The following is a 24,710-nucleotide window of genomic DNA, read 5'->3' as shown; positions in this document are numbered from 1 at the left end:
GCATCTATTGGTGTTAATGGCACTGATGTTCGCACTGTTCCTTGCAGCTTGCAGCGGGGGAGACAGCGAAACATCAACAGACACAGGTGAAGAAAACACGGATGAAACATCTGAAGAAACAACTGAACAGTCAGACGAGGGAGAAGCTTCCGGAAATCAAGAAATTACCGTAACAGCGAAAAGTGAGATTCCTAGCATGGATCCATCTCTAATCACCGATTCGGTCGGTTTTCAGTGGGCTGGGGAAACTTATGAAGGGCTATACCGCCTGGATGAGAACAGCCAGCTTGTAGATGGAATGGCAGAAAGCTCCGAAGTGAGTGAAGACGGCCTGACATGGACATTTAAATTGCGTGATGCGGAATGGTCCAACGGTGACCCTGTCACAGCACACGACTTCGTATATGCATGGAGAAGAGCTGTCGACCCAGAGGTTGGCTCTGAGTACGGCCCTTACTTCCTTGGAGGCATCATTAAAAATGCCCAAGCCATCAGTGATGGTGAAGCAGAACTTGAAGACCTGGGCGCTACAGCTGAAGATGACAAGACCCTTGTTGTCGAACTTGAAAAGCCTGTTCCATACTTCAAATCTATGACGGTATTCATTACATTCATGCCGTTGAACCAGAAGTATGTAGAAGAACAGGGCGACAAATTTGCTACAGAAGCTGAATATACAATTTCTAACGGGCCATTCCAAATGACGGAGTGGAATCACGGCGAAGGCTGGACCGTTGAGAAAAGTGATACGTACTGGGATGCAGACACCGTTCAATTAGAAACGATTAATGCCAAAGTAATTAAAGAAGTTTCTACTGGTGTCAACCTTTATGATACTGGTGAAATCGATCAGACGGAATTGAACGCTGAATTCGTGGACCAGTACCGCACGAGCGACGCTTTCAATGTTGCAGAAAAACCATACTTATACTTCTTCAAGTTCAACCAGGAGAATAACGAAGCTCTTGCGAATGCAGACATTCGTAAAGCGATTTCCTACGCGATTGACCGTCAGTCACTCGTTGACGTCATTTTGAACGATGGATCTGTACCAGCAGAAGGCTATGTTCCATCCAACTTTGTTTCTATGCCGGACAGTGACCAAGACTTCCGAGAAGCTCAAGGTCCGTTGGTAGAATATAACGTTGAAAAAGCAAAAGAACATTGGCAGAAAGGCCTGGAAGCTCTAGGTACCGATTCAGTTGAAATCGAACTGCTTGGTGATGATACAGGAACTTCCAAAGACGTACTTGCCTACTATAAGAACCAACTGGAAGAAAACCTTGAAGGCGTAACCATCAACTTGATGGAAGTACCATTTAAAGAACGTGTCCGTCGTGACAACGAAGGCGAATTTGAAATGGAAGCTGCTACATGGGGTCCAGACTATGTTGACCCGAACACTTACTTGAACATGTACCTTACAGATGGTCAGAACAACAACATGGGCTACTCCAGCGAAGAGTATGACGCGTTGATTGAAAAGGCGAACGGCGAGTATGCCCAAGAGCCTGAAAAACGTTATGAAACATTCTTGGAAGCTGAAAGACTGCTTCTAGAAGAAGATCAAGCGGTAGCACCAATCTATCAGGATGCAAAAGCTCAACTTTTCCGTCCTTCGATCAAAGGTGTCTTCACAACAGCAACAGGCCCAGAATTTGAATTTAAATGGGCTTATGTAGAAGAGTAAACGAATCTAAAAACGACAGGGACTTTTCCCTGTCGTTTTTTTACATTCATAGTCTTGAAATTTCCCGTCTATTCGCGATATAGTCTCTTAAGGTATGAAAAAACGAAAGGGGCGGATGGACATGAAGCGCATCTATATGAGGACGATGTATTATACGGTAGGTATTATCATCATGACACTTGGCATCGCCTTGACCATCCAGTCTGCACAAGGTACGTCTCCATTTGATGCCCTTCTCGTCGGTCTGCACCGGACATTCGGTCTGACGATCGGGAGTTGGGAGATCGTCGTCGGTTTCAGTATGATCGTATTCAATGCTATTGCTGAAAAAAGACGACCAGAGCTCCTTGCTTTGGCGACATCTCTTTTAACTGGAATCGGCATCGATTTTTGGGTCTTTACCATCCGCGATACGATCCATCCGGATGTGTTTTGGACGCAGATGATCTGCTTGGTTGCTGGAATGATCATTGCAGGTTTTGGTATTGCGCTTAACCTTCAAGCAGACTTCGCCCCAAATCCATTCGACCGGATGATGCTCGTTGTCAGTAAACTCACGGGGTGGAACGTGTCCATCTCGAGGGCGCTCATCAGTATTCTCCTAGTTATTCTCGCCTTTCTCTTCAGCGGGGCAATTGGCATTGGCACTGTACTGATCACCCTGTTCAGCGGACCAGTCATTCAAGGTTTCATGGCGCAAATCAATAAATTTGATCAGCGGCTGCAGCCCCTTGCTCCTTCCTGTTCATAAAAAAACTCAGACGCCTAGAGACAAGAGAATGCATGATTAACTCATCTGGATGAAGGTGAATTTTCCTTTCAGTGGAGGGTTGCTTATGTCACGAAAGTAGGGGCGATGGATGTGAGTGTATCCCTTCAGAATCATATATCCAAACAAAAAGAGACGGAATCAAATTGTGATTCCGTCTCTTTTTTATAACTCTCCTTGAGGTCCAAAAAATTCATAGTGAATGCGATCTTCAGTAATTCCCCAACGATTCAGCATGCCATAAACAGCCTTCATGAACCCTTCCGGTCCGCAAAAATAAAATTCTGCTTCTTCAGGAGCAATTGTCTTCAACCAATCAAGTGTAATATAACCTTCTGATTTGTGCAGTCCTTTCAACAAGTCATTCTCCTCAGGCTTTTCATATATGAGGTGGGCCGTACCTGGTTTTGACTCTTCAATTTCCTCTTTAAAAGCGTGCACACGTCCGTTTCTTGCAGCGTGGATGAAATGAACCTGACGATTCGGCTGAGCTTTCTGTGCGTACTTCCACATGCTCATCAAAGGTGTGAGCCCTACACCACCACTAATCAAAACAAGTGGACGTTCGGTATGGGTATCTAGATAAAAGTCTCCCGCTGGGGCACTGACAGGAATGGAATCACCAGCTTCAACCTGATCATGCAACCAGGAAGAAACCATGCCATCAGGATGATTCAAGAGTCCTCGTTCTTTTTTCACACTAATTCTGTAGTAGGGTTTTCCCGGGGCATCAGAAAGGCTGTATTGTCTAAGGTGCGTATAGGTTTCACCTGGAATTTCTGCCTTGATAGTTAAATACTGGCCGGGTTTGTAAGTAGGTAATGCTTTTCCGTCTTTTGGTTCCAAATAGAAAGAAGTGATTTCCTCACTCTCTTTAACCTTATCCACCACATCAAATAAGCGGTACCCGGTCCAGCCGCCTTTTTGCTGTTCTGCTTCCTGGTACAATTCTTTTTCCACTCCAATAAAAGCATCAGCAATGACTCCGTAAGCTTTCCCCCATGCCTCAATAATGTCATCGGTAGCTGCATCCCCAAGGACCTCTTTAATGGCTTTTAATAAATACTCTCCTACGATCGGGTAATGTTCAGGTTTCACATTTAAACTACGGTGCTTTTCTGCAATTTGTTTAACACGCGGAACAATGACCTCGAGTTGATCAATGTATTGGGCAGCCGCATAAACCGTATTGGCAAGCGCCTTTGGCTGATCCCCGACCCGCTGGTGGGTCTGGTTGAAAATATTTTTCAACTCTGGATGATCTTCAAACATCCGTTTGTAAAAGTGACGCGTAATCGCTTCTCCATGTTCTGCTAATACAGGAACAGTTGATTTAATCGTCTTTATCGTCTGTTGATCGAGAATTTCAGTCGCCTTCGTAGACATACTTAAAAACCCCTTTTATTAATTGGTGTATTTTATATACATCTTTATTATAAGGAGTCCTTCCTCGTAAAAGCAATATTGAAAATACATCTTTTGTGACAGAAAACAAAACATTGCTTAATTAAGACAGCCAGGGCAGTTTATGATAAGATAATAAAAAAACAAGAATGAGGGTTAAAATAGATGCGTCTCAAGAAATACACCGATTACGCTTTGAGAGTCCTGATTTTCACTGCATCGAAACGAGATGGCGAACTTGCGAATAAAAAGGAGATTTCCGAGGTTTTTCACATCTCAGAAAACCATTTAGGAAAGATCATCCACGAGTTGAATAAACTAGAGTTGATCGAAACTCTCCGGGGACGTTCTGGCGGCATCCGTCTGGCTAAAGAACCAGCAGACATCAATATAGGAAACGTTGTACGCGCCATGGAAGACGACTTCCACTTGCTCGAATGCTTTGACTGCGCCACCAACTACTGCGTCATCACCCCGGCATGTAAGCTGAAAGGCGTCCTTCACGAAGCCTTACGAGCCTTTCTAACCGTCTTAGATAAATACACACTGGAAGACTTGCTGACGAACAAACAAGAGCTGAGAGCCTTAATGGGGCTGAAATAGAATAACAAAACACGGCTGTTTCTCTGAATTCAGAGAAACAGCCGTGTTTTGTATGTAGCTGAAAAAGTGTTTATTGCGTAATAGCTCCCTTTAGTTGAAGACTCAGTTTCGAGACTTTTGTTGAGTGGATGGGGGCTGCGGGGAATAGCTCGCTTTCCGTGGGATCCAAGGAGAACATACCGCGCATCATTAAAGGAAGCCTTGCCTAGTTGAAATAATGATTGACAATTCCTGGCCATGGATACGGGGTCAGGGAAACGACGATTTGCAATGCTTTGAATCAGTCAGTAGAAAAACACACACGTTCTTGTTTTCCATTCGTTTTTCATGCGGACGTTTCCCAGACCCTGTTCCCACGCCTTATTCTTGCTGGATCTATGGTTAAAACGACTCTGTAACGGCGTTGGTGAACAGGGCTTTTTTACAGAGCTCGGCAGGTTACTATTAGAGGGATTTCGAGAACCTCATATGGCAAAGGCGCGGAGGGAAACGGTGAGACTCCTGTGGGAAGTGCGTGGTAGATGAGACCCCACAGAGCGTTAGCTCGAGGAGGCTCATCACTCGCCCACGGAAAGCGAACCTTTTCCCGGAGCCCCTAAACTCCCACAAAGTCTCGAAATCGAGTCTTTCACAATCCTGCCATTTACATGAATAAAGATAACGATAAAAAAACCCCTTGATGGCTCTGGTGAGCTATCAAGGGGTTTGCGACGCTACTCTTACTCCGTAGTGTAAGGAAGTAGGGCCATTGTACGAGCGCGTTTGATCGCTTTTGTCAATTTACGCTGATACTTTGCAGAAGTTCCAGTTACTCGACGAGGAAGAATTTTTCCACGGTCAGAGACGAAACGTTTCAACAAATCAACATCTTTAAAGTCGATGTGTGTGATTCCGTTAGCTGTGAAGAAACACACCTTTTTACGTTTTCCGCGTCCACGACGTGCCATGTAGCATTCACTCCTTCCTATTTAGAATGGTAAATCATCATCTGATATATCGATTGGTTCCCCATTATCTGCGAATGGGTCATCATTTCGTTGGTTGTTGTTATTAGAACCGAAGTTGTTTCCTGATGGTTGTTGATTCTGATTTGGTTGGAATCCTGAACCTCCACGGTTACCCCCGCCTTGGGAAGCACCTTTGGACTCTAGGAACTGCACGCTATCTGCAACAACTTCTGTTACAAATACACGCTTACCTTCTTGGTTATCGAAGCTGCGGGACTGTAGGCGTCCGTCAACACCGACAAGACTACCTTTACTCATAAAGTTAGCCAAGTTCTCAGCCGCTCGTCTCCAAACGACACAGTTGATGAAATCGGCATCGCGATCTCCTGAGTTGTTGGAAAAAGGACGGTTTACGGCGATTGTAAAGTTGGCGACAGCTACTCCGTTTGGCGTATAGCGTAAATCAGGATCCTTCGTCAATCTGCCGGCTAATACGACACGATTTAACATCAGAACCACTCCTTATTTGTCATCTTCGCGTACAGCGATGTGGCGGATAATATCATCCGTGAACTTCGCTTGACGGTCGAATTCGTTGATTGCATCACGTGTACCTGTGAAATCAACTGTTACATAGATCCCATCACGGTAGTCGTTAATTTCGTAAGCAAGACGACGCTTGCCAACTTCTTTAACTTCTTCAATCTCCGCACCGTTATCTGTTAGGATTTTGCTGAAACGATCTTTGACAGATGTTTTCGCTTCCTCCTCGATGTCTGGGCGGATGATATACATGATTTCGTATTTTCTACTCATCCGTTTTCACCTCCTTATGGACTTGACGGCTCCTTTTCTATCAAAGGAGCAAGGAGTAATCTTCATTGAATTACTCACAATTTAGTATTGTATCAAAGTTGTCCAAGATTTACAACCTTTTAACGGAAGGATCCTCGCTTATACGTTGAAACGGAAATGGATAACGTCGCCATCTTTCACTAAATATTCTTTACCTTCTAAACGGACACGACCACGATCGCGGGCTACTGCCATGGATCCTGCATCAACGAGATCATCATATGAGACCGTCTCCGCACGAATGAACCCACGTTCGAAGTCTGTGTGAATGATACCGGCTGCCTGTGGAGCGGTCATGCCTTCTTTGAATGTCCACGCACGGACTTCCTGCTCTCCAGCCGTAAAGTAAGTGGCCAGCCCAAGCAAGTTGTAAGTTGCTTTGATTAGTTGGTCAAGACCGGATTCTTCAATCCCGAGATCTTCAAGAAACTCTTCTTTTTCTTCGTTATCAAGCTCAGCGATTTCAGATTCAATTTTTGCACAAACCACGATGACTTCCGCGTTTTCTTTTGCTGCAAATTCGCGAATTTGTTTCACTCGATCGTTATCTGCTTCACCAATTTCATCTTCACTTACATTCGCCACATAGAGGATAGGCTTTGAAGTCAATAGATGAAGGCCTTTGACAATCTTTTCTTGATCGCTGCTGAATTCGACGGCACGGGCGGGGGTTTCTTCCTCCAATGCATCTTTCAGTTTTTCAAGTACTGCATACTCAGCCACTGCTTCTTTATCCTTTTGACGTGCCATTTTTGCGACACGATCCATGCGCTTCGACACGGTTTCAAGGTCCGCCAAAATCAGTTCAAGGTTGATGGTTTCAATATCCGTAATCGGATCGACCTGACCGGATACGTGGGTGATATTTTCATCTTCAAATGCTCGTACCACGTGACAAATCGCATCCACTTGACGAATATGAGACAAGAACTGGTTTCCTAGTCCTTCCCCTTTACTCGCACCTTTGACGATTCCTGCGATATCCGTGAATTCAAAAGCTGTCGGTACAGTTTTCTTAGGGTTCACAAGCTCAGTCAACTTCTCTAGACGACTATCCGGAACTTCCACGATCCCGACGTTCGGATCAATTGTGGCGAACGGATAGTTGGCAGACAAAGCGCCTGCTTGTGTAATTGCGTTAAATAACGTAGATTTCCCCACGTTCGGTAAACCTACGATTCCTGCTGTTAGTGCCATATGAGACTTTCACTCCTTAAGGATTTACATACATGCATGTTAGTCCACTTAATTATAGATTCTGTACTTGAAAATAACAACCTATGCAAAAACGGGAAAGCTTCGGTTGTTTCTCCTAAAAAACTCCTTTTTCTACAGTAACAAATTCAATAATTATTGAAAAAGATAGGAAGAACGATCTTTTTATTTGTGTTTGAAAATATTTTTGTACAAACGAATACCAGGTTTCCTGTTCTACTATCATTTTGGTGACAGGCACCAAAGACGAAAATCAGGTGCCTGGCACCGACAAATCAGAAACATGTACCAGACTTTCTGTTCATAGTTTCACATGAATTCGCATAAAAAAGCCCCCTCTGAATACAGAAGGGGAGAGGATCATTCGCTTGTTTCAAGAACCTTTTTCATCTTTGTTTCGAATTTTTTGCGAGGAACGAGCACGCTGTGGCCGCAACCCTCACATTTAATTCGGATGTCCGCACCCATACGGATGATTTTCCAACGATTTTCTCCGCAGGGGTGAGGTTTTTTCATCTGAACAATATCATTCAACTCATAGGATTTATCAGCCATCAGGAAACTCCTCCTTTTTCTCCGTAATCGACGGGTTCGTTCGGCTCTTCGTCACGTGAATACATCACCATACGAGGGAATGGAATCTCGATTCCTTCCGCATCCAGTCTGTTCTTCACTTCTTTGCGGATCACCCGGGCCATTGCCCAGTGCTCCATCGGATTCACTTCACAAATGATACGCATGACGACATCCGACGCTCCGAGTGTCTGCACGCCAAGCAGTTCAGGGACATTCAGCATCGATTCATAGCGTTCCGGCATTTCTTTCAATAATTCCTGAATGACTTTTTCAGCGGCTTCGATGTCTTCCTCATAAGCAATACTTACATCAACAACTGCAATACTGTTATGGATGGAAAAGTTCGTCACCTGGGTGACATTCCCGTTAGGAAGGATATGAACCTCGCCTGTCCATGCCTTCACTTTCGTCGTTCGGAGGCCGACTTCCTCAACAAAACCCTCAACACCAGAAGTCTGAATATAATCCCCGACAGAGAACTGATCTTCAAAGATGATGAAGAAACCAGAAATGATATCACGGACAAGGTTCTGCGCCCCGAAACCGATGGCAAGACCTGCCACACCAGCCCCGGCAAGTAAAGCGCCGACTTCAAAATTGAACGTTTCAAGAATCATGATGAAGGCCATAAAGTACACAACATAAGACATTGTGTTCAAAACCAATTTATTCAGCGTGGCTTCTCTTCTTTCGGTAATCCGAAAAGGTCCGCGCCTTTTGTTAGCAAAAAACTGGGTGATGATTCTCCTTCCAATTCGAATGATCAAAAAGGAGACCAACAAAATGAGAACAATCCTCAGCGCACCAAATCCAACGGTAATCCATAGATCCGGACCCGTCACATAGTCGACGATCTCGTCCCATCTTGTTTTTGCATCATCTACCGCCTGTTTAGCATCGGTCACCGCTTTCCCTCCTGTTTCCGTCTATGAATATGACATCTATTTTAACAGGTTTCTAGCGAATTTTGAATCGGGAAAGAATCGGGTATAAAAGAAGAGAAACTAAAACATACAGGTTCAGGATGCCGTATAACGGATACAAATATTCAATGAGTGTTGAGAATCCGAATGATGTAAAAGGAAGCATCACAGCGATGACAGCCATTGCAAGAATCCAGAGGGGTTGTCTCACATATTCCCTGAATCTCGTCACAAGCCCAAGCGTCCCCGAGGCAGCCGTTGTAAAGATCGCGATCCACAGCATGACCGACATGAAGATCATCATTTCATACGGATAATGTTTTAAAATCGCGAAAAGGGGGATTTCATATAAAATGATATCTTCCGAGATTTGGATCAGGCTGTTGTTATAAAGGTAAGAAACCGCCCCAAGAATAACCCCGCTACCAATACTTGCAATCCAGATTTCCCCTTTGTTTCGAACCTGGTTACCGATGGCCCCGAGGACAGCGATCAGGGGAAGGATATTCAACGCCGTGAATGGAAAAGCGGACATCCAGTTGCTCATCTCATGAACATGTCCAAAAAGAGACAGCTGCTGATCCCTGATAAATAAAATCAAAACGAACAGAAGCCCCGATATGAGCAGCGGAAGAACAAAGCTGTTCACGATGACGATCCCTTTCACATCCCAAACAAACAAAAGAATCAGAGGAATGACAATCGCCAGGACACCAATTCGATAGGAAAAATTGAATGCCTGCCACGTTGCGCCGCTTCCTGCCAGCATGATAACGGTCGTTGTAAAAAGATAAATGATAATCATCCAGTCATAGACGCCGGTCAGGTGTTTACCGACAACTGCCCGTAGAACAGGTAAATAGTGCCCGGTCTGTTTTTTGAAACTGATATCCAGTATGGCTTTACAAGAAATGATAAACATGAGAGAGAACAAGAGAATCGCCAAGCTGCTATCATGTCCAAAAAACTGCCAAAGTTCTCTTCCAGAAGCATATCCGGCACCAATCATTGTCCCTATGATTAAGAACATCCACTTGAACCCTGCTTTTAACATGACCGTTCCTCCACATCTATGTATTTGTCACGTATAGAACCGCGGACAACCTTATATACTGTTACTACTATGTGTCTGGAGGAGAAGCTATGAATTTCAAGGACAAGTTTTCAAAAGAAGAGAAACGCGTAAACACCGACGATCCAGCCATGAGCGATTTGTTGAGCACTTACTTGCAAGAATGGCTTCCACCTTCCAAAGATATCGTAATCGCCTGTATTGGCACCGACAGATCCACAGGAGATTCCTTCGGGCCTTTGGTCGGTTCGATGCTCCATGACCATGCATTAAAAACGTTCCATATATATGGAACACTTGAGGCCCCTTTGCATGCGTTGAATCTGAAGGAGCGATTAGCTGAAATCAGGAAAAACCATCCGAGTCCTTATATTCTTGCGATTGATGCATGCCTTGGAAAATCGTCATCAGTCGGTTCTGTCGTGCTTGGAAAAGGTTCGTTAAACCCGGGCTCGGCATTAAAAAAAGACCTTCCGCCTGTAGGTCAACTACACATTAGCGGAATGGTCAATGTCAGTGGGTTTATGGAGCATGTGGTCTTACAGAATACAAGACTGCATGTCGTGATGCAGATGGCAGCAAAAGTAGCGGCAGCCATCCAATTGACAGAAGCGAAAAGAAAGCAGGTTCATATGGAAACGAAGCCTTTCCACACCTTTACAACCTCTTCTACAAACTTTAAAAAGAGCATTCAGTGACGCTTAAAACCACTCGGAGATCGTTAAAATAATGCCGACCGTTAATAAGGCTGGTAGTAAATTCGCGACACGTATTTTGGTCAATTTCAACAAATTCAGGCCGATCGCTACGATCATCAATCCGCCTGTTGCCGTCATTTCAATTATAAATAGGTCAAGCATATGTTGGGGGATCCAGTTATTGATTTGTGTCGCTAAAAGGGCGATGGATCCTTCATAAAAAACGACAGGAATAATGGAAAAAATCACGCCGATGCCAAGCGTGGAGGTCAATACCAAAGAAACGAAACCATCAATAATGGCTTTTGTAATCAGCACTTCATGATCATTACGCAGTCCGCTGTCAAGCGCACCGATGACGGCAAGAGCACCGATGACGAAAATGAGCGAAGCGGTAATAAAACCTTGAGCAACGCTTGAAGTTTGGTTGGGCTTTGTAAATTTCCTTTCAATCCAGCGACCGATGTATTCAAGCTTGTCTTCCAGATGGATCGCTTCACCGATGACCGCACCAGAAAGCAAACTGAGCAGAACAATGACGATGTTTTCCGTTTCCAGCGCCATTTGGAGACCGATTAAAAGAACGACAAGCCCCACACCGCTCATGACCGTTTCTTTGAACCGCTCCGGAATTTTAGTAAAAAAAAGACCTAACAATGTACCGACGAATATACACAAACCGTTAACTAATGCTCCAAATAAAACCATCGCACTCTCTCCATTACCTTTTCTTTTTCTTGAATTCTCCAAGGGGAACAAAGATGAATTGTTTCATAAAAAAGAAAGAACCAGAGATCTCTCACATCTCCAGCTTTCACTCTTTATCTGCAAACAAATCGATAATCCGTTCTAAATCTTCATTGTTCGTGAACTCGATTTCAATTTTCCCTTTCCGTTTTCCTTTATGGATTTTCACTCCTGTCCCCAGGCGTTCTTTCAAATTCTCCTCACGTTCCTGCAAAAAAATATCCCGAGGTTTCTTGTCTTTCTTTTTCGAAGGCCGGTTCGTCATGTCATGAATCAACCTTTCCACCTGACGAACATTGAGGGCTTCTGCTTCAATTTTCTTCATCAATTCCAGTTGTAAATCTTGTTCCTTCACACCTAATAAAGCACGTCCATGCCCCATGGAAAGGGCGCCTTCATTGATTTTATCTGTCACCGCTTTAGGCAAAGCTAAGAGGCGGATAAGGTTGGCGATATGAGAACGGCTTTTCCCTAAGCGTTTGGATAGCTCATCCTGGGTGACACCAAGATCTTCAATCAGTTGTTCGTAAGACTTTGCTTCTTCGATAGGGGAGAGGTCTTCTCTCTGTAAATTCTCCAGCAAAGCAACCTCCATCATTTGTTCATCCGTCATTTCCCTAGAAATAGCAGGCACATGAGTAAGACCGGCTTTTTGAGCTGCACGAAAACGACGCTCCCCGACAACAATTTCATAACCTTTGATGCTCTTCCTGACAATTAAAGGTTGCAAGATACCGTGTTCTGTAATGGACTGTTTCAACTCTTCCAATGCTTCTTGTTCAAACTGTTTGCGGGGTTGATAAGGGTTTGGACGACAGTCTTTAATCGCTACGTGTTGAATCTCTTCTGTCGATGATGTCTGGTTGTTGAAAAAAGCGCCTAAAGCCTCTTGGCCTTTGCTACCTAACCCTTTCGCCATTCACAATCACTTCCTTTGCTAAATCTAAATATACTTCCGCGCCTCGTGATTTGGCATCATAAAGAATCGCTGGTCTGCCGTGACTGGGCGCTTCGCTTAAACGCACATTCCGAGGGATGATCGATCGATAAACACGATCACGAAAGTATTTCTTCACTTCCTGTATAACTTGGATGCCGAGATTTGTGCGCGCATCAAGCATCGTCATTAGTACACCTTCAATCATCAAATCATTGTTCATATGCTTCTGTACGAGACGTACTGTATTTAAAAGTTGGCTCAAGCCTTCCAGGGCGTAATATTCACATTGTACAGGAATTAAAACGGAATCAGAGGCGGTTAAAGCATTCAAGGTTAAAAGTCCGAGAGAAGGGGGGCAGTCGATAATAATATAATCATAATCACTTTTGATTTCATCCAATGCCTTTTTTAACTTTACTTCCCGGGAAATAATCGGGACCAATTCTATTTCCGCTCCAGCCAATTGAATCGTTGCAGGAATGGTGTCAAGGTTACTTACAATCGTACTCGTCTTGACATCAGCCGCTTTCACATCATCCACGAGAACGTCATAGACGCACCGATCCATATCTCCTTTTTCCACACCAATTCCACTGGTCGCATTCCCTTGGGGGTCAATATCCACTAAAAGGGCTTTATAATTCAAATGCGCAAGACATGCACTTAAATTGACAGCCGTTGTTGTTTTGCCGACCCCGCCTTTCTGATTGGCGATTGAAATCACTTTTCCCATGATGTCACCTGCCTCACTATCTTTTTTATCATTCTACCATTTTATTGAAAGCATTAGGTAAAATGACTTAAAAAAAGCCCCATCTCCACATAAGTCAAGATGGGTCGTTCAGGCTATTATTTTTTCTTCCCTTTTGGAATCTTAATTGTAATCTGGTAATAATCGTCGTGATCTTCTTCGTCCGTTTCTAAGTCGATTCCTGTATCGGTCACCATTGTCAAAGATTGGCGAATCGTATTCATCGCAATACGCATATCCTTATTGACGCCTTTCATCTTCGGCTTCTTTTTCTTTGGTGCAGGGTCATTCAATTTAGCAATCCGCTCTTCGGTCTGCTTCACATTCAACTGCTTTTCAATGATTTCTGCCAATATCTTTTCCTGTTGTTCCTCTTCTTTCAAAGCAATCAGAGCGCGTGCATGCCGTTCCGTAATCTTCTTATCCATCACGGCCTGCTGGACAGACTCTGGTAATTTCAAAAGACGCAATTTATTCGCAATGGTCGATTGACTTTTTCCCAGCCGTTGCGCCAGGGCTTCCTGCGTAATCTGATGCAGTTCCAAAAGCTTCGCATACGCGACAGCTTCTTCAATAACGGTCAATTCTTCCCGCTGTAAGTTTTCAATAAGAGCGACAGAGGCCGTTTGTGAATCATTCATCTCGCGGATAATCGCAGGGACCGTTTCCCAGCCCAGAGACTGGACGGCACGCCACCTACGTTCACCGGCGATTAACTCATATTCTTCTTCATTTAACCGACGGAGAACGATCGGCTGAATCATCCCATGCGTATGTATCGTCTGGGCGAGTTCGCTAATCTTCTCGTTGTTGAAAATCGCTCGAGGTTGGTAACGGTTGGGCTGCACGCGTTCGACTGGAACTTGTACAACCTCGTCGGGGTTGTAGCCTTCTTCTTCATTGTTGTCATTATCCGAATCCGGTTTGTCCCCTAGCCCGAACAAACGACCAAAAGGATGTAACACGATCAGACACCACCTTTATACGATCGAGCATACGCTGTTTATTGTATATACCCTATATTTTGAAACATAAAAAGCGCCGCAGGCTACTCAGCTGCTGCGCGTACGTATGCCGTTTTTCATTTCTCTATTTATTTTATCACATTTAATCTATGAAAAGTATGTTCAAGATTGAAGAATTGCTCGTCGGCTTTGTCGAAAACGCACATTTTCCTAATAAGAAACGTGGTTTTCCGCCATTTAACCGTCTCTATTTCATGACTTTTCCTGACAAATATAGTCGATAGATTTTCTAAATCCTAATACTTCTTAAACAATATGGCAGGATTGTTTAAGACTTAATTTCGAGACTTTTGAGTGAGTTTAGGGGCTCCGGGAAAAGGTTCGCTTTCCGTGGGCGAGTGATGAGCCTCCTCGAGCTAACGCTCTGCGGGGTCTCATCTACCACGCACTTCCCACAGGAGTCTCACCGTTCCCCTCCGCCCCTTTGCCATAGGAGGTTCTCGAGAACCCTCTAACAGTAACCTGCCGAGTTTTGAAGTGAAGACCCGCTTACCCACGGAGTTTTAGAGCCGTTTTAATCAAAGATCCTGCACGAATAAGGCGAGGGAACAGGGTCTGGGAAACGTCCGCATGAAAAGCGGAAGGAGACAGGAACATGTGTGTTTTTCTACGAACTGATCCAAAACCCTGCAAATCGTCGTTTCCCTGACCCCGTATCCATGGCCAGGAAATGTCATTCATTATTTCAACTAGGCCAGGCTTCCTTTAAGGATGCGCGGTATGTGCTCCTTGCGTTCCCACGGAAAGCGTGCTATTCCCCGTAGCCCCAATCAACATCTCGAAAACTGAGTCTTACACAATGAGGAGCTTTAGTGTGGGAAGTTAGGGAGGAATATAGGGCGGGGATGAATAATATATAGAATTGGACTAATTTTTAGGAGGATATTGATATGCAGAAAAATTCCACAGAACGTTTCACTCAATCAGCAGGGGGGAGAGCTTTTTAATTTTCATCTACGCTTGACCTCCTGCTTGCATCGGATTTTACATTGCAGGAGGAAACATATTGAAAAAGAATACGTTGGCATCCTATAACATTCAACTTTTATTTTGGGCAGAAATCTTTGGGAATTTCCGCTTCATACAGCCCGTCCTTACACTATTTTATTTTGCGAGAGGCCTTGATGAGACGATGATCCTTTTCGTCATGACCTTTTTCAGTATAGGAGTTCTCCTTGGAGAACTTCCTACAGGGGTCATCGCCGACCGGTTTGGTGCCAAACGGGCTTTTCTTATCGGTTCCGTTCTCAGCATCCTTGCCCACGGTTTATTAATTTTCGCCTTCGATCCATGGGTGTTTTTCGCAAGCAGCTTTCTTACGGGCTTCGCTGCTACGTTTTTCAGTGGGGCAGATGAAGCGCTTATCTATGAATCCTTAAAAGAAAGTAATGAAGAGAATCTCATGGACAGGGCGATGGGGCAGATTGGATCGGCACGTTTTATCGTCTCCATATTCGTTGTAATCATCGGGGCTTTCTTAGCTAAAGATTTGAATGAAAACCAATTCCGACTTCTACTTATGCTCGGTGTTTTCTTCATGTTGATTCAATTCATCTTTCTCTTGTTTATTAAGAACCCTCCGAACCAAGGTGGGGTGCGGACGCCAATGGTGAAACAAGTGATAGAAGGATATCAGGCCATCCGTAAAACGCCACAAGTACTTTGGATGTTCATAAACATCTCCCTTGTTTTTATTCCAGCTGTTGCCATATTTGAGAAATTTGATCAAAAACTGCTGGTAGATGCTGGGCTCCCTGTTTACGGAATTGGGATCGTCTACGCGGTGACCGCTCTCATTGGTTTTGTTGCGGCACGATCGATTGGTTGGATGACAAAACGGGTGACACGAGTACAGCTCCTGTTCATCACAGGGATCCTTGCCGTCCTATCCCTTACAGCAGCTGCTTTACTACACACTCAGCTCTGGACTGTTCTTTTAGCTATCGTCCTTTTGAAACTTGTGAGTGCCATTCGCTATCCCGTTTATTCACAGCTGGCCAACGACATTATCCCTTCGAATGTGAGAGCAACGACCATTTCTTTGCTTTCCATCCTGGATTCTGTTTTTGACTTGGTGATTTTTACAACCGTCAGCGGAGTTGCACCCTTCGGTTTCATGCCTATGTTCCTTGTTTGTGCAGGGATCGCATTGATAGGAACATTGATTCCTATTCGTAAAGCTACGTCATAACTTTTCACATGAAGAAGCCCGTCCGATACAATCGGGCGGGCTTTGTTTCACATGAAACCTATCCAACATTTTTAATTCTTCCATACACGTCAATATCTTTATATTCTCCCCAATGATAGATGTCCTGCTTTAACGTTCCCTCATAGCTCAGACCGGCTTTTTGCATGACTTTTGTCGATCCTGGATTGGAAGTGATTGCTGCCGACCAGATCCGGTTCAACTCTAATTCTTCAAATCCGAAGTCCACGACCCGGATCGCTGCTTCTGTCGCATACCCCAGATTCCAATAGGGTTTCCCAACCCAGTAAGCGAGTTCCCCTTTGTGGTGTTTTTCATCGACCCTTAAAGTCATTGTGCCGACAAGCTCATTGGACTCTTTTAATATCATTGCCAATGGATATGCGGCCCCTTTTTCTATCCAATCCTTATGAAGGGCGATCCAATCCTCAGCCACTTCAAGCGTGTAAGGATGGGGAACGAAAGTTGTCGCCGCCACGGCTTCATCTCCTGCTAATTCGGCCACCCGTTCCGCTAAATCATTCGTGTACGGCCTCAAACAAAGTCTCTCTGTATGCAGCTCCATGCTCCACCCTCCTCCTGTGATATTAACTTTACTTCTAGATCCATCCTGGCTAATCCTTTTTTACAAACAAAGTCGTAATAAAAGTCGATATTTGTGGAAAAATGAGCACGATAGATAAAAGTTAGGACTCACAGGTGGAATTCCAAAATATGAGAAGCAGGTGATTGGATGGATCTACAACAAAACTACAAAGCGGGAGACATCGTTTACGTGATTTACAGGAATCCACACACGTATGACGTTGCCAATGTGCAAGAAGCTGCTGTCGTAAACAATCCTGAACAACCAGGGGAATTGGCCTTATTTTTATATGAAACCTATTTTCCGCTGGATGAAAACATCGCGATTTATGCATCTGAAGGGGAAGCGGAACGTGCTTATCATGATGCCTTTGGCGGGGGAGCAGAATCGGAGGGGGAGCTGTGGTAAAACCATTCGTCCCAGAACTTGTCTATATTGAACCAAGAGCACTCGAATATCCGTTAGGACGTGAACTAAAGGAAAAATTCGAAAAGATGGGAATTGAGATCAGGGAAACCACCTCTCACAACCAAGTCCGTAATCTCCCAGGAGAAAATGATTTTCAAAAATACCGGATCGCCAAATCTACTCTTGTCGTCGGCGTAAGAAAAACACTCAAATTCGATACATCGAAGCCCTCTGCAGAATATGCCATCCCCCTTGCGACAGGGTGTATGGGGCATTGCCACTATTGTTATTTGCAGACGACGATGGGAAGCAAGCCTTACATCCGAACGTATGTCAATGTCGAAGAAGTGTTTGATGCGGCTGAACAATATATGAAGGAACGCGCTCCGGAAGAGACCCGTTTTGAAGCGTCCTGTACGTCTGATATCGTCGGCATCGACCACTTGACCCACTCGTTAAAACGAGCCATTGAATACTTCGGAGAATCTGAACACGGCAGACTTCGCTTTGTTACGAAATTTGCACATGTCGACCATCTGCTCGATGCGAAACACAACGGAAGGACAAGATTTCGCTTCAGCATGAATGCGGATTATGTCATCAAATACTTAGAACCCGGCACGTCCCGTTTAGACGACCGTATCGAGGCCGCCGCAAAAGTCGCAAAAGCTGGCTACCCACTTGGATTCATCATTGCACCGATCTATTTGTATGAAGATTGGAAGGAAGGGTACCGTATCCTTTTTGAAAAACTTCAGGACAAATTGCCGGACTATGCAATGAAGGATTTAACCTTTGAATTGATCCAACATCGTTTTACAAAACCAGCCAAGCGCGTTATTCAAAAGAATTATCCAATGACAAAGCTGGAAATGGATGAAGAAAAGCGTAAATATAAGTGGGGCAAATATGGAATAGGAAAGTATGTCTATCAAAAAGACGAACAAGAAGAAATGAAGAACGTACTAGGTGGTTATATTAATCAATACTTTCCTGAAGCCAGCCTCGAATATTTCACGTGAAACAAAAACTCAGAGCCCCGCTCTGAGTTTTCCAATTCCCAGAATAGCTCCCGATGGTGGAAAACTCAATCTCGATAGGAATCCTGCGGTATAGTTGAATAAACCTTGTGATAAAGTGTGATTTTCTAATGGAATAATTTCAGTGCAGACCACAAACAATAGAGGGAGATAATAAGGAGGATTCGTATGGCTTTTACCATATTTTTCGTATGCGCCTGGTTGATCATCAGCGTCTTCACCGTAATCCCTAAGCGCTTAACCCTCATAGAGAATACATTCATATTCTTAACCACAAGTGTGATCAGCATCAACTGGACATGGATCATTAATGAAGAGTTAAAGTATGTGAAAATTACAGAGGATCCTTCGAATTATGCTGGCTTTTTAATTTTTCGAAGTATCATCATCCCTACTCTTTTAATGGTTCAAGTGAATTTATACAACTCTTCATCCTCTCCCGTAAAAAAAGCACTCATTTTAATTGCTTCTGTCCTTTGCTTAGTTTTGCTAACCATTTTATCCAGAGTGCTTGATGTTTCCGATTACAAAGATTGGAATCTGGGTTTTGATGCCATTTACTATGTGTCCCTCCACCTTTTCAGCATAGGGGTGTCTAAACTGATTAGGAAATCCACACGCATTGAGGTGAAACAACCGTGAACTTCCTATGGGAAACCTTCGATAAAAATGAAATATCTATTATGATTCTCATCGCTATCGCCTACACCATCTTCTTCATCCTCCCTTTTAAATTCAAACGGGAGATCACTTGGCTATTCATGCTGCTCGGATTTACCATTGGCGTTTTCTTCGATTTCACCATTGGTGGGGGGCTTTTTGACTTTTTTAAACTTAATGATACGGACCATTATGAGTTATTCGATTTTTGCTATTACTTGATTTTCGCTCCCTTCAGTTACTTTTTCATATACTTTTATGACACATTCAACGTCAATAAAAAAACATTCAATTTCTATATCCTTTTATGGGTCATCGTTGGAGTCATTATGCAGTGGGTGTTTACAAAACTAGGGATTGTTGAATTTCAAAACGGCTATGAAATTTCTTATTCTTTTGCTGTCTTCTTAATTACGCAGACGTTTACGGCTCTCTATTTTGAACTCATTCGATCACGCTTCCGGGTACTGAAGAATATCTAAAACAAAAATAACCTCCATGGAATGCAGACCCTCTCCCTCGGGTTTATCTATTCCTTTGGCGCGCAAAAGGTCACCCTTAAAATGGGTGACCTTCCGCTTTTTCCTGATGAAGTTCTTAACATGCTAGGAGAAGATGCCGTATTCGGTAATTTTCACATCAAACTGAACATCGACGTCTAGTTCAGAGTAATTGTCCTGCCATTGAGTAAGATCAAAATTGCCTTTACGCGTTTTTGTAAAGTTACCAAGACCGAGCGGGTCGACATTTTTCTCTTTGAATAATGAAATGAGTTCGTCTGCTTCTTTGTTGAAGTATTCAACGAATTTCTCTTCCATTTCTCTCGCTAATTTAGGAGTTGCTTTGCGATCAACGCCTGCCATTTCATTGACTTCAGCTTTTAATTTCACTTTGATTGTGAACTTAGGATCATCAAGTGTTCCTGATAGACTATAATCGACGTTTGACCCGATGTTTTCCAACATGAGGGTGCCCCCTTCAAACGGGAGATCCTGCATTCCTTTAATAAAATTTTCTTTTAACATTTTAAATGTAAATATTTTTGAATCCGGCACTTCAGCTACAAGCAGACCTTTATTAAAAAAAGCGAGACCAGATAGTTCGACAAAGGATTCTCGTTTCTTCAGCATAGGCAGGAACGGATCCATTCCCTGTGCATAATACGCATATAAAAAATCGTGTAAGCTTGTGGATGGGAAGTTATAAAGCGTGTTATTTTCAATGAGCCCTTGCAAATGTTTTGAGGTCGTTTCATCCTGTGTGTATCCACTCTCTATTAAATCTTTGGCAGAACCGTCCACTACGCCTAAAAACATGTTTCTACTAAGCCGGGGATCTCGGCTAAGGACATCAACAATATCATCCAAACCCTTTTCAGCAAGTTCTTTGCTGTATATGGTTACGGCAAGCTTTCCAATGGAAATTGGCTTTGACGATTGTTTTTGAATTTCCACTTCGACATCTTTGGTCGAGTCGGCATCGACCGTCAAATAAAGTTCCGATGCTGCCTGTTTATCTTCGCTTTTCCCATATTGAGGAATAGATACCGTTCCCCGAATGTGTTCTTCCTCTCCTACATCATATCCGACAATTTGAACAATCGCGTTCTCTTCAACACTTTTATCCGCCATACATCCGGCCAAAAAGACAACAGACACCATTATAAGAAGACTCCAATGTTTTTTCATGTCCGCTTCCTCACTTTATCTGAGATCGTCTTCAACACTAATAAAACGGGGATATACATCAAAACATACATACCAAGTTGTCCTGACAAGTTATTTACAGCATCAATCATCGGCCTGCCGTCTATCAAAACCGTTGGGAAGTAGATAGCGATACAGAAAATGATAACCATATATTTTTGTTTTACATTAAACACTCGTTTCGGAATCCTTGTCGCCCCCCATAACCCTAAACATATATTCGGAAGAACGACATACAACCACATGGCGATCCCTACAAACTCAAAACGTTCAATAAAAGGAAATTCGACAATTTTCCATGCAGATATTGTCCCCCATACGACCTGTTTTAATTGCTCTTCACTATAATAAACGAACGTCACCAGGACACTGATTAAATAAATCATCGTCGTGTAGAACACACCGTAATGGGCCCATTTCTTGGATTTTTGAGGATTTTTGATGAATGGATAGTATATCAACAGGAATTCTAACCCTAAGAAGCTGAGAATACTTTGCTTGGTGGCGCCTAATATGTCTGGAACACTATGACTGATCACTGGATAGATGTTCATTGTGTGACCAGCCTCCACGGGAAAGTATTTCAGCAGCAAAATGGGCAGTCCGATAATGACGCTGATCAGACATATCCCCGTAATGACACGGAATCCTCCACTCACCAGATAGTACACGAGAAACAGGAGGACAAAGGCAAATACCCATACATGCATACCCGGAAACACCCATACTTTAATGACCTCTATAAACGTAATCAAAACGGTAAAGGCAAGCAGAGTAAAATAAGCACAAAAGAGGAGGCTTAAGAACCCCCCTAGATATTTGCCAAAGATACTTTTATGAATTTCCACAATATCGCCTCCCCCATTTTGAAGGAGACGATAAATCATCCATAGGATCACATGCAAAATACCGCCCGCAATCAATATTGAAATCCACGCATCAAATCCGGCTTTTTCCACCAGATATTTTTCAAAACCGAGGATCCCGACCCCTACCTGCATGCTGTGGATTAAAAAGAAGACATACGCGGGTGTAACTAAGTAATTCTCAGGAATATTCAACCCCTGGCTGTTGTTCATCTTATTCATCGATATCCCTCTTTGCTTTCACACGTGATGGATTCATCCGTTGTGTATCTTCTGACCTCGTAAGAATAGGTCGTTCCGTCTGCTTGTTGAATGGCAGACGAATAAAAGCATCCTTCAAATCTTTGATTCTAAGCGGATAAAGCGGTTCGAAAAAAGGACGTCCGATGGACTGTAATTTAATGAGATGCCCAATGAAAAAGACCATACACATCGATATCCCTACAAGCCCCCAGAGTTGTGCCCCTATTATAAAAGGAAAGCGAATCAAACGAATCGTATTACCGATTTGATAGACAGGTGTCGTAAACGAAGCCAGGGCACTAAGAGCTACGATGATCAATAACACATTACTCGTAAGTCCCGCGTCTACTGCAGCGGTCCCTATGACGATACCTCCAACGATACCGATCGTTTGGCCGATCTTCGTCGGAAGTCTCGCCCCAGCTTCACGTAACAATTCGATCGTCAATTCCAGGACAATCACTTCCAATATCGGTGGAAACGGGATATCCGAACGGGACGAAACGATGGTTGCCATCAATGCTCCCGGAATCATTTCGTGATGATAGGTAAGAACAGCCACATATAACGGTGTACTTAAAACGGAAAAGATAACGGCAAACAGCCGAATCAAACGAAAAGCGGTCGCTAAGTGCCAGGGGAGGAAATAGTCATCAGACGCTCCAAAAAATTCCACGACCGTTGTCGGACATGTCAACGCATGGGGCGACCCTTCAACGAGAATGGCTACTTTTCCTTCAACCAGATTCGAAACTACACGGTCGGGTCTTTCCGTATCCAGTAGCTGAGGAAAAGGGGAATTAGAGTTATCAGCAATGACTTGTGTGACGAAGGAACTATCCGTCAGTTGATCAATTTCTATCCCTTTCAACCGCTGTTCGACCGTTTCAACATTATCCTTGTTCACTATCCCGTCAATATAAACGACAGCGACACGAGTTTTTGTCACTTTGCCGATATTTGTCTCTTTGACGGTCAGCTGTGGGAGAGGCAGCCGTTTGCGAATAAGGTTGATATTCGTATTCAACGTCTCCACAAACGCTTCTTTCGGCCCTACGACACTGAATTCCACTTCTGGTATCCCGACATCTCTTGATTCTAAGGAGACCGCAGGAACCAGAAGTACTTCTTCATCCTTTTCATGAATCTGGATCATGATGTAACCGAACATAACTTTTTCTTCAATTAATTCCAGTTTTGAAGTCACTCGGATGTTTTCCACAGGAATTCTTTCCCGCATGTCATGTAATGTGTGTAAGGATTCGCTATTTAATATTGATAAAACACTGCGATTTAATATTTTCGAGTCACTCATCGTTTTTAAATAAGAAATCGTGCACCTCGTACTGCCGCTTAACTTGTAATGGACAAAATCCTCCGATTGCTGCATCGCTTGAATAAATTCAGAAAGAGAGCCGTTCTGCTTCTTTGTCTGCTGTTGCTTTTCTGGCTGCTGTTTTTCTTTCCGCTTCCATTTCCACATGACGAACTCCTTTATTCCACAGTCTGACTTCTTTCTCCTATCATCCTCTTTTCGTAATAATTTATACCTGGACGGAAAGTATAAAAGAGACAAGGAGGACGAACCATGATTTACGCTTATCTTTCTCCACTGATCATCGTTGCATTAGTTTTTATCTCTACTGTGTTCGTCATCGACTGGTTAGCTAAATTATTGATCTACATTTTCCTTGTAAACCTGGTCTGTTTGCCTGGTTATTTGTTGTATAAGGAAGAAGTGAAAGAGAGTAAGTTAGAGCCGCCACCATCATCACAGGAGGGTAACCAATATGTCCAAAAAAACACTGACAGCCAATGAAACCGGCCTTTTATGGACACAATATGTGCAGAACAGTATGGCCATCCCCATATTGGAACATTTCCAATTGACGCATAGGGATGAAGAAATTCAACCGTTAATAGGATTGGCAAGAGAATTAGCAGATAGAGGGATCGAAGATTGCGGGCGATTTTTTGAGGAAGCGGGTCTCCCTGTTCCCAACGGTTACAGCTTGGATGACTTGAACCCCAATGCTCCAAAGCTGTTTACAGATGCCTTTATGTTGACCTTCCTGGGACACATGGGAAAGGTAGGTCTTACTTCTGATGGGTTCTCTTTAGGGACCTCATCAAGAGAAGATGTCCGTGAATTTTTATCGGAACGGATAAACAAACAAGATCAACTTTACAACCGCTGTGTGAACATCGGAATGGAAAAAGAGGTTTATATAAGACCTCCGCAAATCGCAGTATCCAAAGAAACAGAATACATTGAAACTAAAAAATACTATCATCCATTTAGTAAAAGATCCTTGAATACAATGGAAATCACACATTTGTATGAAAACATAAAAACTAACACCCTCGGAGAGGTATTGTGTCAGGGATTTGCGCAGACTAGTAAGAACAAAACAGTCAAAGAGTATATGAAACAAGGGAAAAAGATGTCGATTAAACATCGGAAGTCGTTCTCCACTCTTTTAGATCAGTCCGGAATTTTGACGCCGATGGTATCTGCCAATTATTTGACCACAAACACAGATCCTGTCTTCTCTGACCGACTCATGATGTATTTAATAAGCGTTCTTGCTTCATCTGGACAAGTGAATTATGCCACTGGTTCAGCCGTGGGGCTCCGGTACGATATTGTCTTCATTTATCATAAGTTCATTTTAGAAGCCGCGATCTATGCCAAAGACGGTCTGGATATCATGATTCATAATGGATGGTTTGAAGAACCCCCGCAAGCTCCAGACAGACAGAAACTCATCCAATAA

At 43.5% G+C, this 24,710-nt stretch carries 27 protein-coding genes; 11 read left to right on the top strand and 16 right to left on the bottom strand.

Annotated elements, in window-relative coordinates; genetic code table 11:
• Positions 1-16: 16 nt before the first annotated feature.
• Together DYE48_RS06935 and DYE48_RS06930 are read left to right on the top strand one after the other, a co-directional pair.
• Entirely contained in the window at positions 17-1,690 is a 1,674-nt protein-coding gene (locus tag DYE48_RS06935; RefSeq protein ID WP_425269294.1) for a peptide ABC transporter substrate-binding protein, read from the top strand.
• A 121-nt stretch (positions 1,691-1,811) separates the two neighbouring features.
• Positions 1,812-2,441, top strand: a complete 630-nt coding sequence (locus tag DYE48_RS06930; protein WP_115822998.1) for a YczE/YyaS/YitT family protein — start codon at positions 1,812-1,814, stop codon at positions 2,439-2,441.
• Positions 2,442-2,624: 183 nt separating this feature from the next.
• Here the strand turns inward: DYE48_RS06930 and hmpA are convergent, their stop codons facing one another.
• Positions 2,625-3,824 (bottom strand): NO-inducible flavohemoprotein, encoded by a 1,200-nt coding sequence (gene hmpA, locus DYE48_RS06925; RefSeq protein ID WP_115823159.1) that lies wholly within the window; start codon positions 3,822-3,824, stop codon positions 2,625-2,627.
• A gap of 204 nt (positions 3,825-4,028) precedes the next feature.
• On the opposite strand from hmpA, the gene DYE48_RS06920 reads away from it, so the two are divergent.
• A complete protein-coding gene (locus tag DYE48_RS06920; RefSeq protein ID WP_115822997.1) occupies positions 4,029-4,466 on the top strand; it encodes an Rrf2 family transcriptional regulator in 438 nt (145 codons plus the stop codon).
• Between the two features lie 719 nt (positions 4,467-5,185).
• Here the strand turns inward: DYE48_RS06920 and rpsR are convergent.
• From rpsR to DYE48_RS06885, 7 genes are all read right to left on the bottom strand, one after another.
• Positions 5,186-5,413: a 30S ribosomal protein S18 gene (rpsR, locus tag DYE48_RS06915; protein ID WP_115822996.1), complete on the bottom strand. Its 228-nt coding sequence runs from the start codon at positions 5,411-5,413 to the stop codon at positions 5,186-5,188.
• Between the two features lie 21 nt (positions 5,414-5,434).
• Positions 5,435-5,923 (bottom strand): single-stranded DNA-binding protein, encoded by a 489-nt coding sequence (gene ssb, locus DYE48_RS06910; protein WP_115822995.1) that lies wholly within the window; start codon positions 5,921-5,923, stop codon positions 5,435-5,437.
• Positions 5,924-5,935: 12 nt separating this feature from the next.
• Positions 5,936-6,229, bottom strand: coding sequence for a 30S ribosomal protein S6 (rpsF, locus tag DYE48_RS06905; protein ID WP_089650708.1), 294 nt, complete (start codon positions 6,227-6,229; stop codon positions 5,936-5,938).
• A 138-nt stretch (positions 6,230-6,367) separates the two neighbouring features.
• Positions 6,368-7,465, bottom strand: a complete 1,098-nt coding sequence (gene ychF, locus DYE48_RS06900; protein ID WP_089650709.1) for a redox-regulated ATPase YchF — start codon at positions 7,463-7,465, stop codon at positions 6,368-6,370.
• Between the two features lie 378 nt (positions 7,466-7,843).
• The gene (locus tag DYE48_RS06895; protein ID WP_089650710.1) at positions 7,844-8,038 is read right to left on the bottom strand and encodes a DUF951 domain-containing protein; all 195 of its coding nucleotides are present in this window, start codon (positions 8,036-8,038) and stop codon (positions 7,844-7,846) included.
• Positions 8,038-8,964 carry a mechanosensitive ion channel family protein gene (locus DYE48_RS06890; protein ID WP_089650711.1) on the bottom strand — a complete coding sequence of 309 codons (927 nt, stop codon included), beginning with the start codon at positions 8,962-8,964 and terminating at the stop codon, positions 8,038-8,040. Before DYE48_RS06890 ends, DYE48_RS06895 begins: the two co-directional genes overlap by 1 nt.
• A 52-nt stretch (positions 8,965-9,016) precedes the next feature.
• Complete coding sequence (locus DYE48_RS06885; protein WP_115822994.1) at positions 9,017-10,036, bottom strand: YkvI family membrane protein; 1,020 nt, start codon at positions 10,034-10,036, stop codon at positions 9,017-9,019.
• A gap of 89 nt (positions 10,037-10,125) precedes the next feature.
• On the opposite strand from DYE48_RS06885, the gene yyaC reads away from it, so the two are divergent.
• The gene (gene yyaC, locus DYE48_RS06880; protein ID WP_115822993.1) at positions 10,126-10,752 is read left to right on the top strand and encodes a spore protease YyaC; all 627 of its coding nucleotides are present in this window, start codon (positions 10,126-10,128) and stop codon (positions 10,750-10,752) included.
• 3 nt (positions 10,753-10,755) lie between these two features.
• Here the strand turns inward: yyaC and DYE48_RS06875 are convergent, their stop codons facing one another.
• The 4 genes from DYE48_RS06875 to noc form a co-directional block, all read right to left on the bottom strand.
• Positions 10,756-11,460 carry a DUF554 domain-containing protein gene (locus DYE48_RS06875; protein WP_115822992.1) on the bottom strand — a complete coding sequence of 235 codons (705 nt, stop codon included), beginning with the start codon at positions 11,458-11,460 and terminating at the stop codon, positions 10,756-10,758.
• 106 nt (positions 11,461-11,566) lie between these two features.
• Positions 11,567-12,418 carry a ParB/RepB/Spo0J family partition protein gene (locus DYE48_RS06870; protein ID WP_115822991.1) on the bottom strand — a complete coding sequence of 284 codons (852 nt, stop codon included), beginning with the start codon at positions 12,416-12,418 and terminating at the stop codon, positions 11,567-11,569.
• A complete protein-coding gene (locus tag DYE48_RS06865; protein ID WP_115822990.1) occupies positions 12,399-13,172 on the bottom strand; it encodes a ParA family protein in 774 nt (257 codons plus the stop codon). The genes DYE48_RS06870 and DYE48_RS06865 overlap by 20 nt, the downstream gene beginning before the upstream one ends.
• Positions 13,173-13,288: 116 nt before the next feature.
• Positions 13,289-14,155 (bottom strand): nucleoid occlusion protein, encoded by an 867-nt coding sequence (gene noc, locus DYE48_RS06860; RefSeq protein WP_115822989.1) that lies wholly within the window; start codon positions 14,153-14,155, stop codon positions 13,289-13,291.
• Between the two features lie 1,066 nt (positions 14,156-15,221).
• Here noc and DYE48_RS06855 point away from each other — a divergent pair.
• Complete coding sequence (locus tag DYE48_RS06855; RefSeq protein WP_115822988.1) at positions 15,222-16,406, top strand: MFS transporter; 1,185 nt, start codon at positions 15,222-15,224, stop codon at positions 16,404-16,406.
• Between the two features lie 58 nt (positions 16,407-16,464).
• Here DYE48_RS06855 and DYE48_RS06850 read toward each other — a convergent pair whose 3' ends face one another.
• A complete protein-coding gene (locus DYE48_RS06850; protein WP_089650719.1) occupies positions 16,465-16,989 on the bottom strand; it encodes a GNAT family N-acetyltransferase in 525 nt (174 codons plus the stop codon).
• A 168-nt stretch (positions 16,990-17,157) separates the two neighbouring features.
• Here DYE48_RS06850 and DYE48_RS06845 point away from each other — a divergent pair, with 168 nt between their 5' ends.
• The 4 genes from DYE48_RS06845 to DYE48_RS06830 all read left to right on the top strand — a co-directional run bounded on the left by DYE48_RS06845 (position 17,158) and on the right by DYE48_RS06830 (position 19,600).
• Positions 17,158-17,418: a transcriptional regulator SplA domain-containing protein gene (locus tag DYE48_RS06845; RefSeq protein ID WP_089650720.1), complete on the top strand. Its 261-nt coding sequence runs from the start codon at positions 17,158-17,160 to the stop codon at positions 17,416-17,418.
• Positions 17,412-18,440, top strand: coding sequence for a spore photoproduct lyase (splB, locus tag DYE48_RS06840; protein ID WP_115822987.1), 1,029 nt, complete (start codon positions 17,412-17,414; stop codon positions 18,438-18,440). Before DYE48_RS06845 ends, splB begins: the two co-directional genes overlap by 7 nt.
• Positions 18,441-18,626: 186 nt before the next feature.
• Positions 18,627-19,100 carry a hypothetical protein gene (locus tag DYE48_RS06835; protein WP_115822986.1) on the top strand — a complete coding sequence of 158 codons (474 nt, stop codon included), beginning with the start codon at positions 18,627-18,629 and terminating at the stop codon, positions 19,098-19,100.
• On the top strand, positions 19,097-19,600 hold the full coding sequence (locus DYE48_RS06830; RefSeq protein ID WP_244199388.1) for a hypothetical protein: 504 nt from the start codon (positions 19,097-19,099) through the stop codon (positions 19,598-19,600). Before DYE48_RS06835 ends, DYE48_RS06830 begins: the two co-directional genes overlap by 4 nt.
• Before the next feature lie 123 nt (positions 19,601-19,723).
• Here the strand turns inward: DYE48_RS06830 and DYE48_RS06825 are convergent, their stop codons facing one another.
• Genes DYE48_RS06825 through DYE48_RS06815 form a run of 3 tightly spaced genes read right to left on the bottom strand, consistent with a single transcriptional unit; the run spans position 19,724 to position 23,416 of the window.
• The gene (locus DYE48_RS06825) at positions 19,724-20,806 is read right to left on the bottom strand and encodes a Ger(x)C family spore germination protein (protein ID WP_115822985.1); all 1,083 of its coding nucleotides are present in this window, start codon (positions 20,804-20,806) and stop codon (positions 19,724-19,726) included.
• Positions 20,803-21,912, bottom strand: coding sequence for a GerAB/ArcD/ProY family transporter (locus DYE48_RS06820; RefSeq protein ID WP_115822984.1), 1,110 nt, complete (start codon positions 21,910-21,912; stop codon positions 20,803-20,805). Before DYE48_RS06820 ends, DYE48_RS06825 begins: the two co-directional genes overlap by 4 nt.
• A complete protein-coding gene (locus DYE48_RS06815; protein WP_115822983.1) occupies positions 21,905-23,416 on the bottom strand; it encodes a spore germination protein in 1,512 nt (503 codons plus the stop codon). The genes DYE48_RS06820 and DYE48_RS06815 overlap by 8 nt, the downstream gene beginning before the upstream one ends.
• A 105-nt stretch (positions 23,417-23,521) precedes the next feature.
• Between DYE48_RS06815 and DYE48_RS06810 the strand changes: the two genes are divergently transcribed.
• Entirely contained in the window at positions 23,522-23,752 is a 231-nt protein-coding gene (locus tag DYE48_RS06810; protein WP_089650726.1) for a hypothetical protein, read from the top strand.
• The gene (locus DYE48_RS06805) at positions 23,724-24,710 is read left to right on the top strand and encodes a DUF3231 family protein (protein ID WP_115822982.1); all 987 of its coding nucleotides are present in this window, start codon (positions 23,724-23,726) and stop codon (positions 24,708-24,710) included. The genes DYE48_RS06810 and DYE48_RS06805 overlap by 29 nt, the downstream gene beginning before the upstream one ends.

The organism is Halobacillus trueperi (genome assembly GCF_003386945.1).
In the GTDB taxonomy this organism is placed as follows: Bacteria; Bacillota; Bacilli; order Bacillales; family Halobacillaceae; genus Halobacillus; species Halobacillus aidingensis.
Note: the sequence above shows the minus strand (reverse complement) of the source record. Positions and strands in the feature narration are given on the sequence as shown.

Excerpts from the sequence above, each read along its gene's own strand:
- DYE48_RS06815 (WP_115822983.1), bottom strand. The coding sequence starts at position 23,416 with ATGTGGAAATGGAAGCGGAAAGAAAAACAGCAGCCAGAAAAGCAACAG.
- DYE48_RS06825 (WP_115822985.1), bottom strand. The coding sequence starts at position 20,806 with ATGAAAAAACATTGGAGTCTTCTTATAATGGTGTCTGTTGTCTTTTTG.
- DYE48_RS06930 (WP_115822998.1), top strand. The coding sequence starts at position 1,812 with ATGAAGCGCATCTATATGAGGACGATGTATTATACGGTAGGTATTATC.
- DYE48_RS06920 (WP_115822997.1), top strand. The coding sequence starts at position 4,029 with ATGCGTCTCAAGAAATACACCGATTACGCTTTGAGAGTCCTGATTTTC.
- DYE48_RS06835 (WP_115822986.1), top strand. The coding sequence starts at position 18,627 with ATGGCTTTTACCATATTTTTCGTATGCGCCTGGTTGATCATCAGCGTC.
- DYE48_RS06875 (WP_115822992.1), bottom strand. The coding sequence starts at position 11,460 with ATGGTTTTATTTGGAGCATTAGTTAACGGTTTGTGTATATTCGTCGGT.
- DYE48_RS06845 (WP_089650720.1), top strand. The coding sequence starts at position 17,158 with ATGGATCTACAACAAAACTACAAAGCGGGAGACATCGTTTACGTGATT.
- ssb (WP_115822995.1), bottom strand. The coding sequence starts at position 5,923 with ATGTTAAATCGTGTCGTATTAGCCGGCAGATTGACGAAGGATCCTGAT.
- DYE48_RS06895 (WP_089650710.1), bottom strand. The coding sequence starts at position 8,038 with ATGGCTGATAAATCCTATGAGTTGAATGATATTGTTCAGATGAAAAAA.
- rpsR (WP_115822996.1), bottom strand. The coding sequence starts at position 5,413 with ATGGCACGTCGTGGACGCGGAAAACGTAAAAAGGTGTGTTTCTTCACA.
- DYE48_RS06850 (WP_089650719.1), bottom strand. The coding sequence starts at position 16,989 with ATGGAGCTGCATACAGAGAGACTTTGTTTGAGGCCGTACACGAATGAT.
- DYE48_RS06865 (WP_115822990.1), bottom strand. The coding sequence starts at position 13,172 with ATGGGAAAAGTGATTTCAATCGCCAATCAGAAAGGCGGGGTCGGCAAA.
- DYE48_RS06805 (WP_115822982.1), top strand. The coding sequence starts at position 23,724 with ATGTCCAAAAAAACACTGACAGCCAATGAAACCGGCCTTTTATGGACA.
- ychF (WP_089650709.1), bottom strand. The coding sequence starts at position 7,465 with ATGGCACTAACAGCAGGAATCGTAGGTTTACCGAACGTGGGGAAATCT.
- yyaC (WP_115822993.1), top strand. The coding sequence starts at position 10,126 with ATGAATTTCAAGGACAAGTTTTCAAAAGAAGAGAAACGCGTAAACACC.
- DYE48_RS06885 (WP_115822994.1), bottom strand. The coding sequence starts at position 10,036 with ATGTTAAAAGCAGGGTTCAAGTGGATGTTCTTAATCATAGGGACAATG.
- rpsF (WP_089650708.1), bottom strand. The coding sequence starts at position 6,229 with ATGAGTAGAAAATACGAAATCATGTATATCATCCGCCCAGACATCGAG.
- DYE48_RS06820 (WP_115822984.1), bottom strand. The coding sequence starts at position 21,912 with ATGAATAAGATGAACAACAGCCAGGGGTTGAATATTCCTGAGAATTAC.
- DYE48_RS06870 (WP_115822991.1), bottom strand. The coding sequence starts at position 12,418 with ATGGCGAAAGGGTTAGGTAGCAAAGGCCAAGAGGCTTTAGGCGCTTTT.
- DYE48_RS06935 (WP_425269294.1), top strand. The coding sequence starts at position 17 with ATGGCACTGATGTTCGCACTGTTCCTTGCAGCTTGCAGCGGGGGAGAC.
- DYE48_RS06810 (WP_089650726.1), top strand. The coding sequence starts at position 23,522 with ATGATTTACGCTTATCTTTCTCCACTGATCATCGTTGCATTAGTTTTT.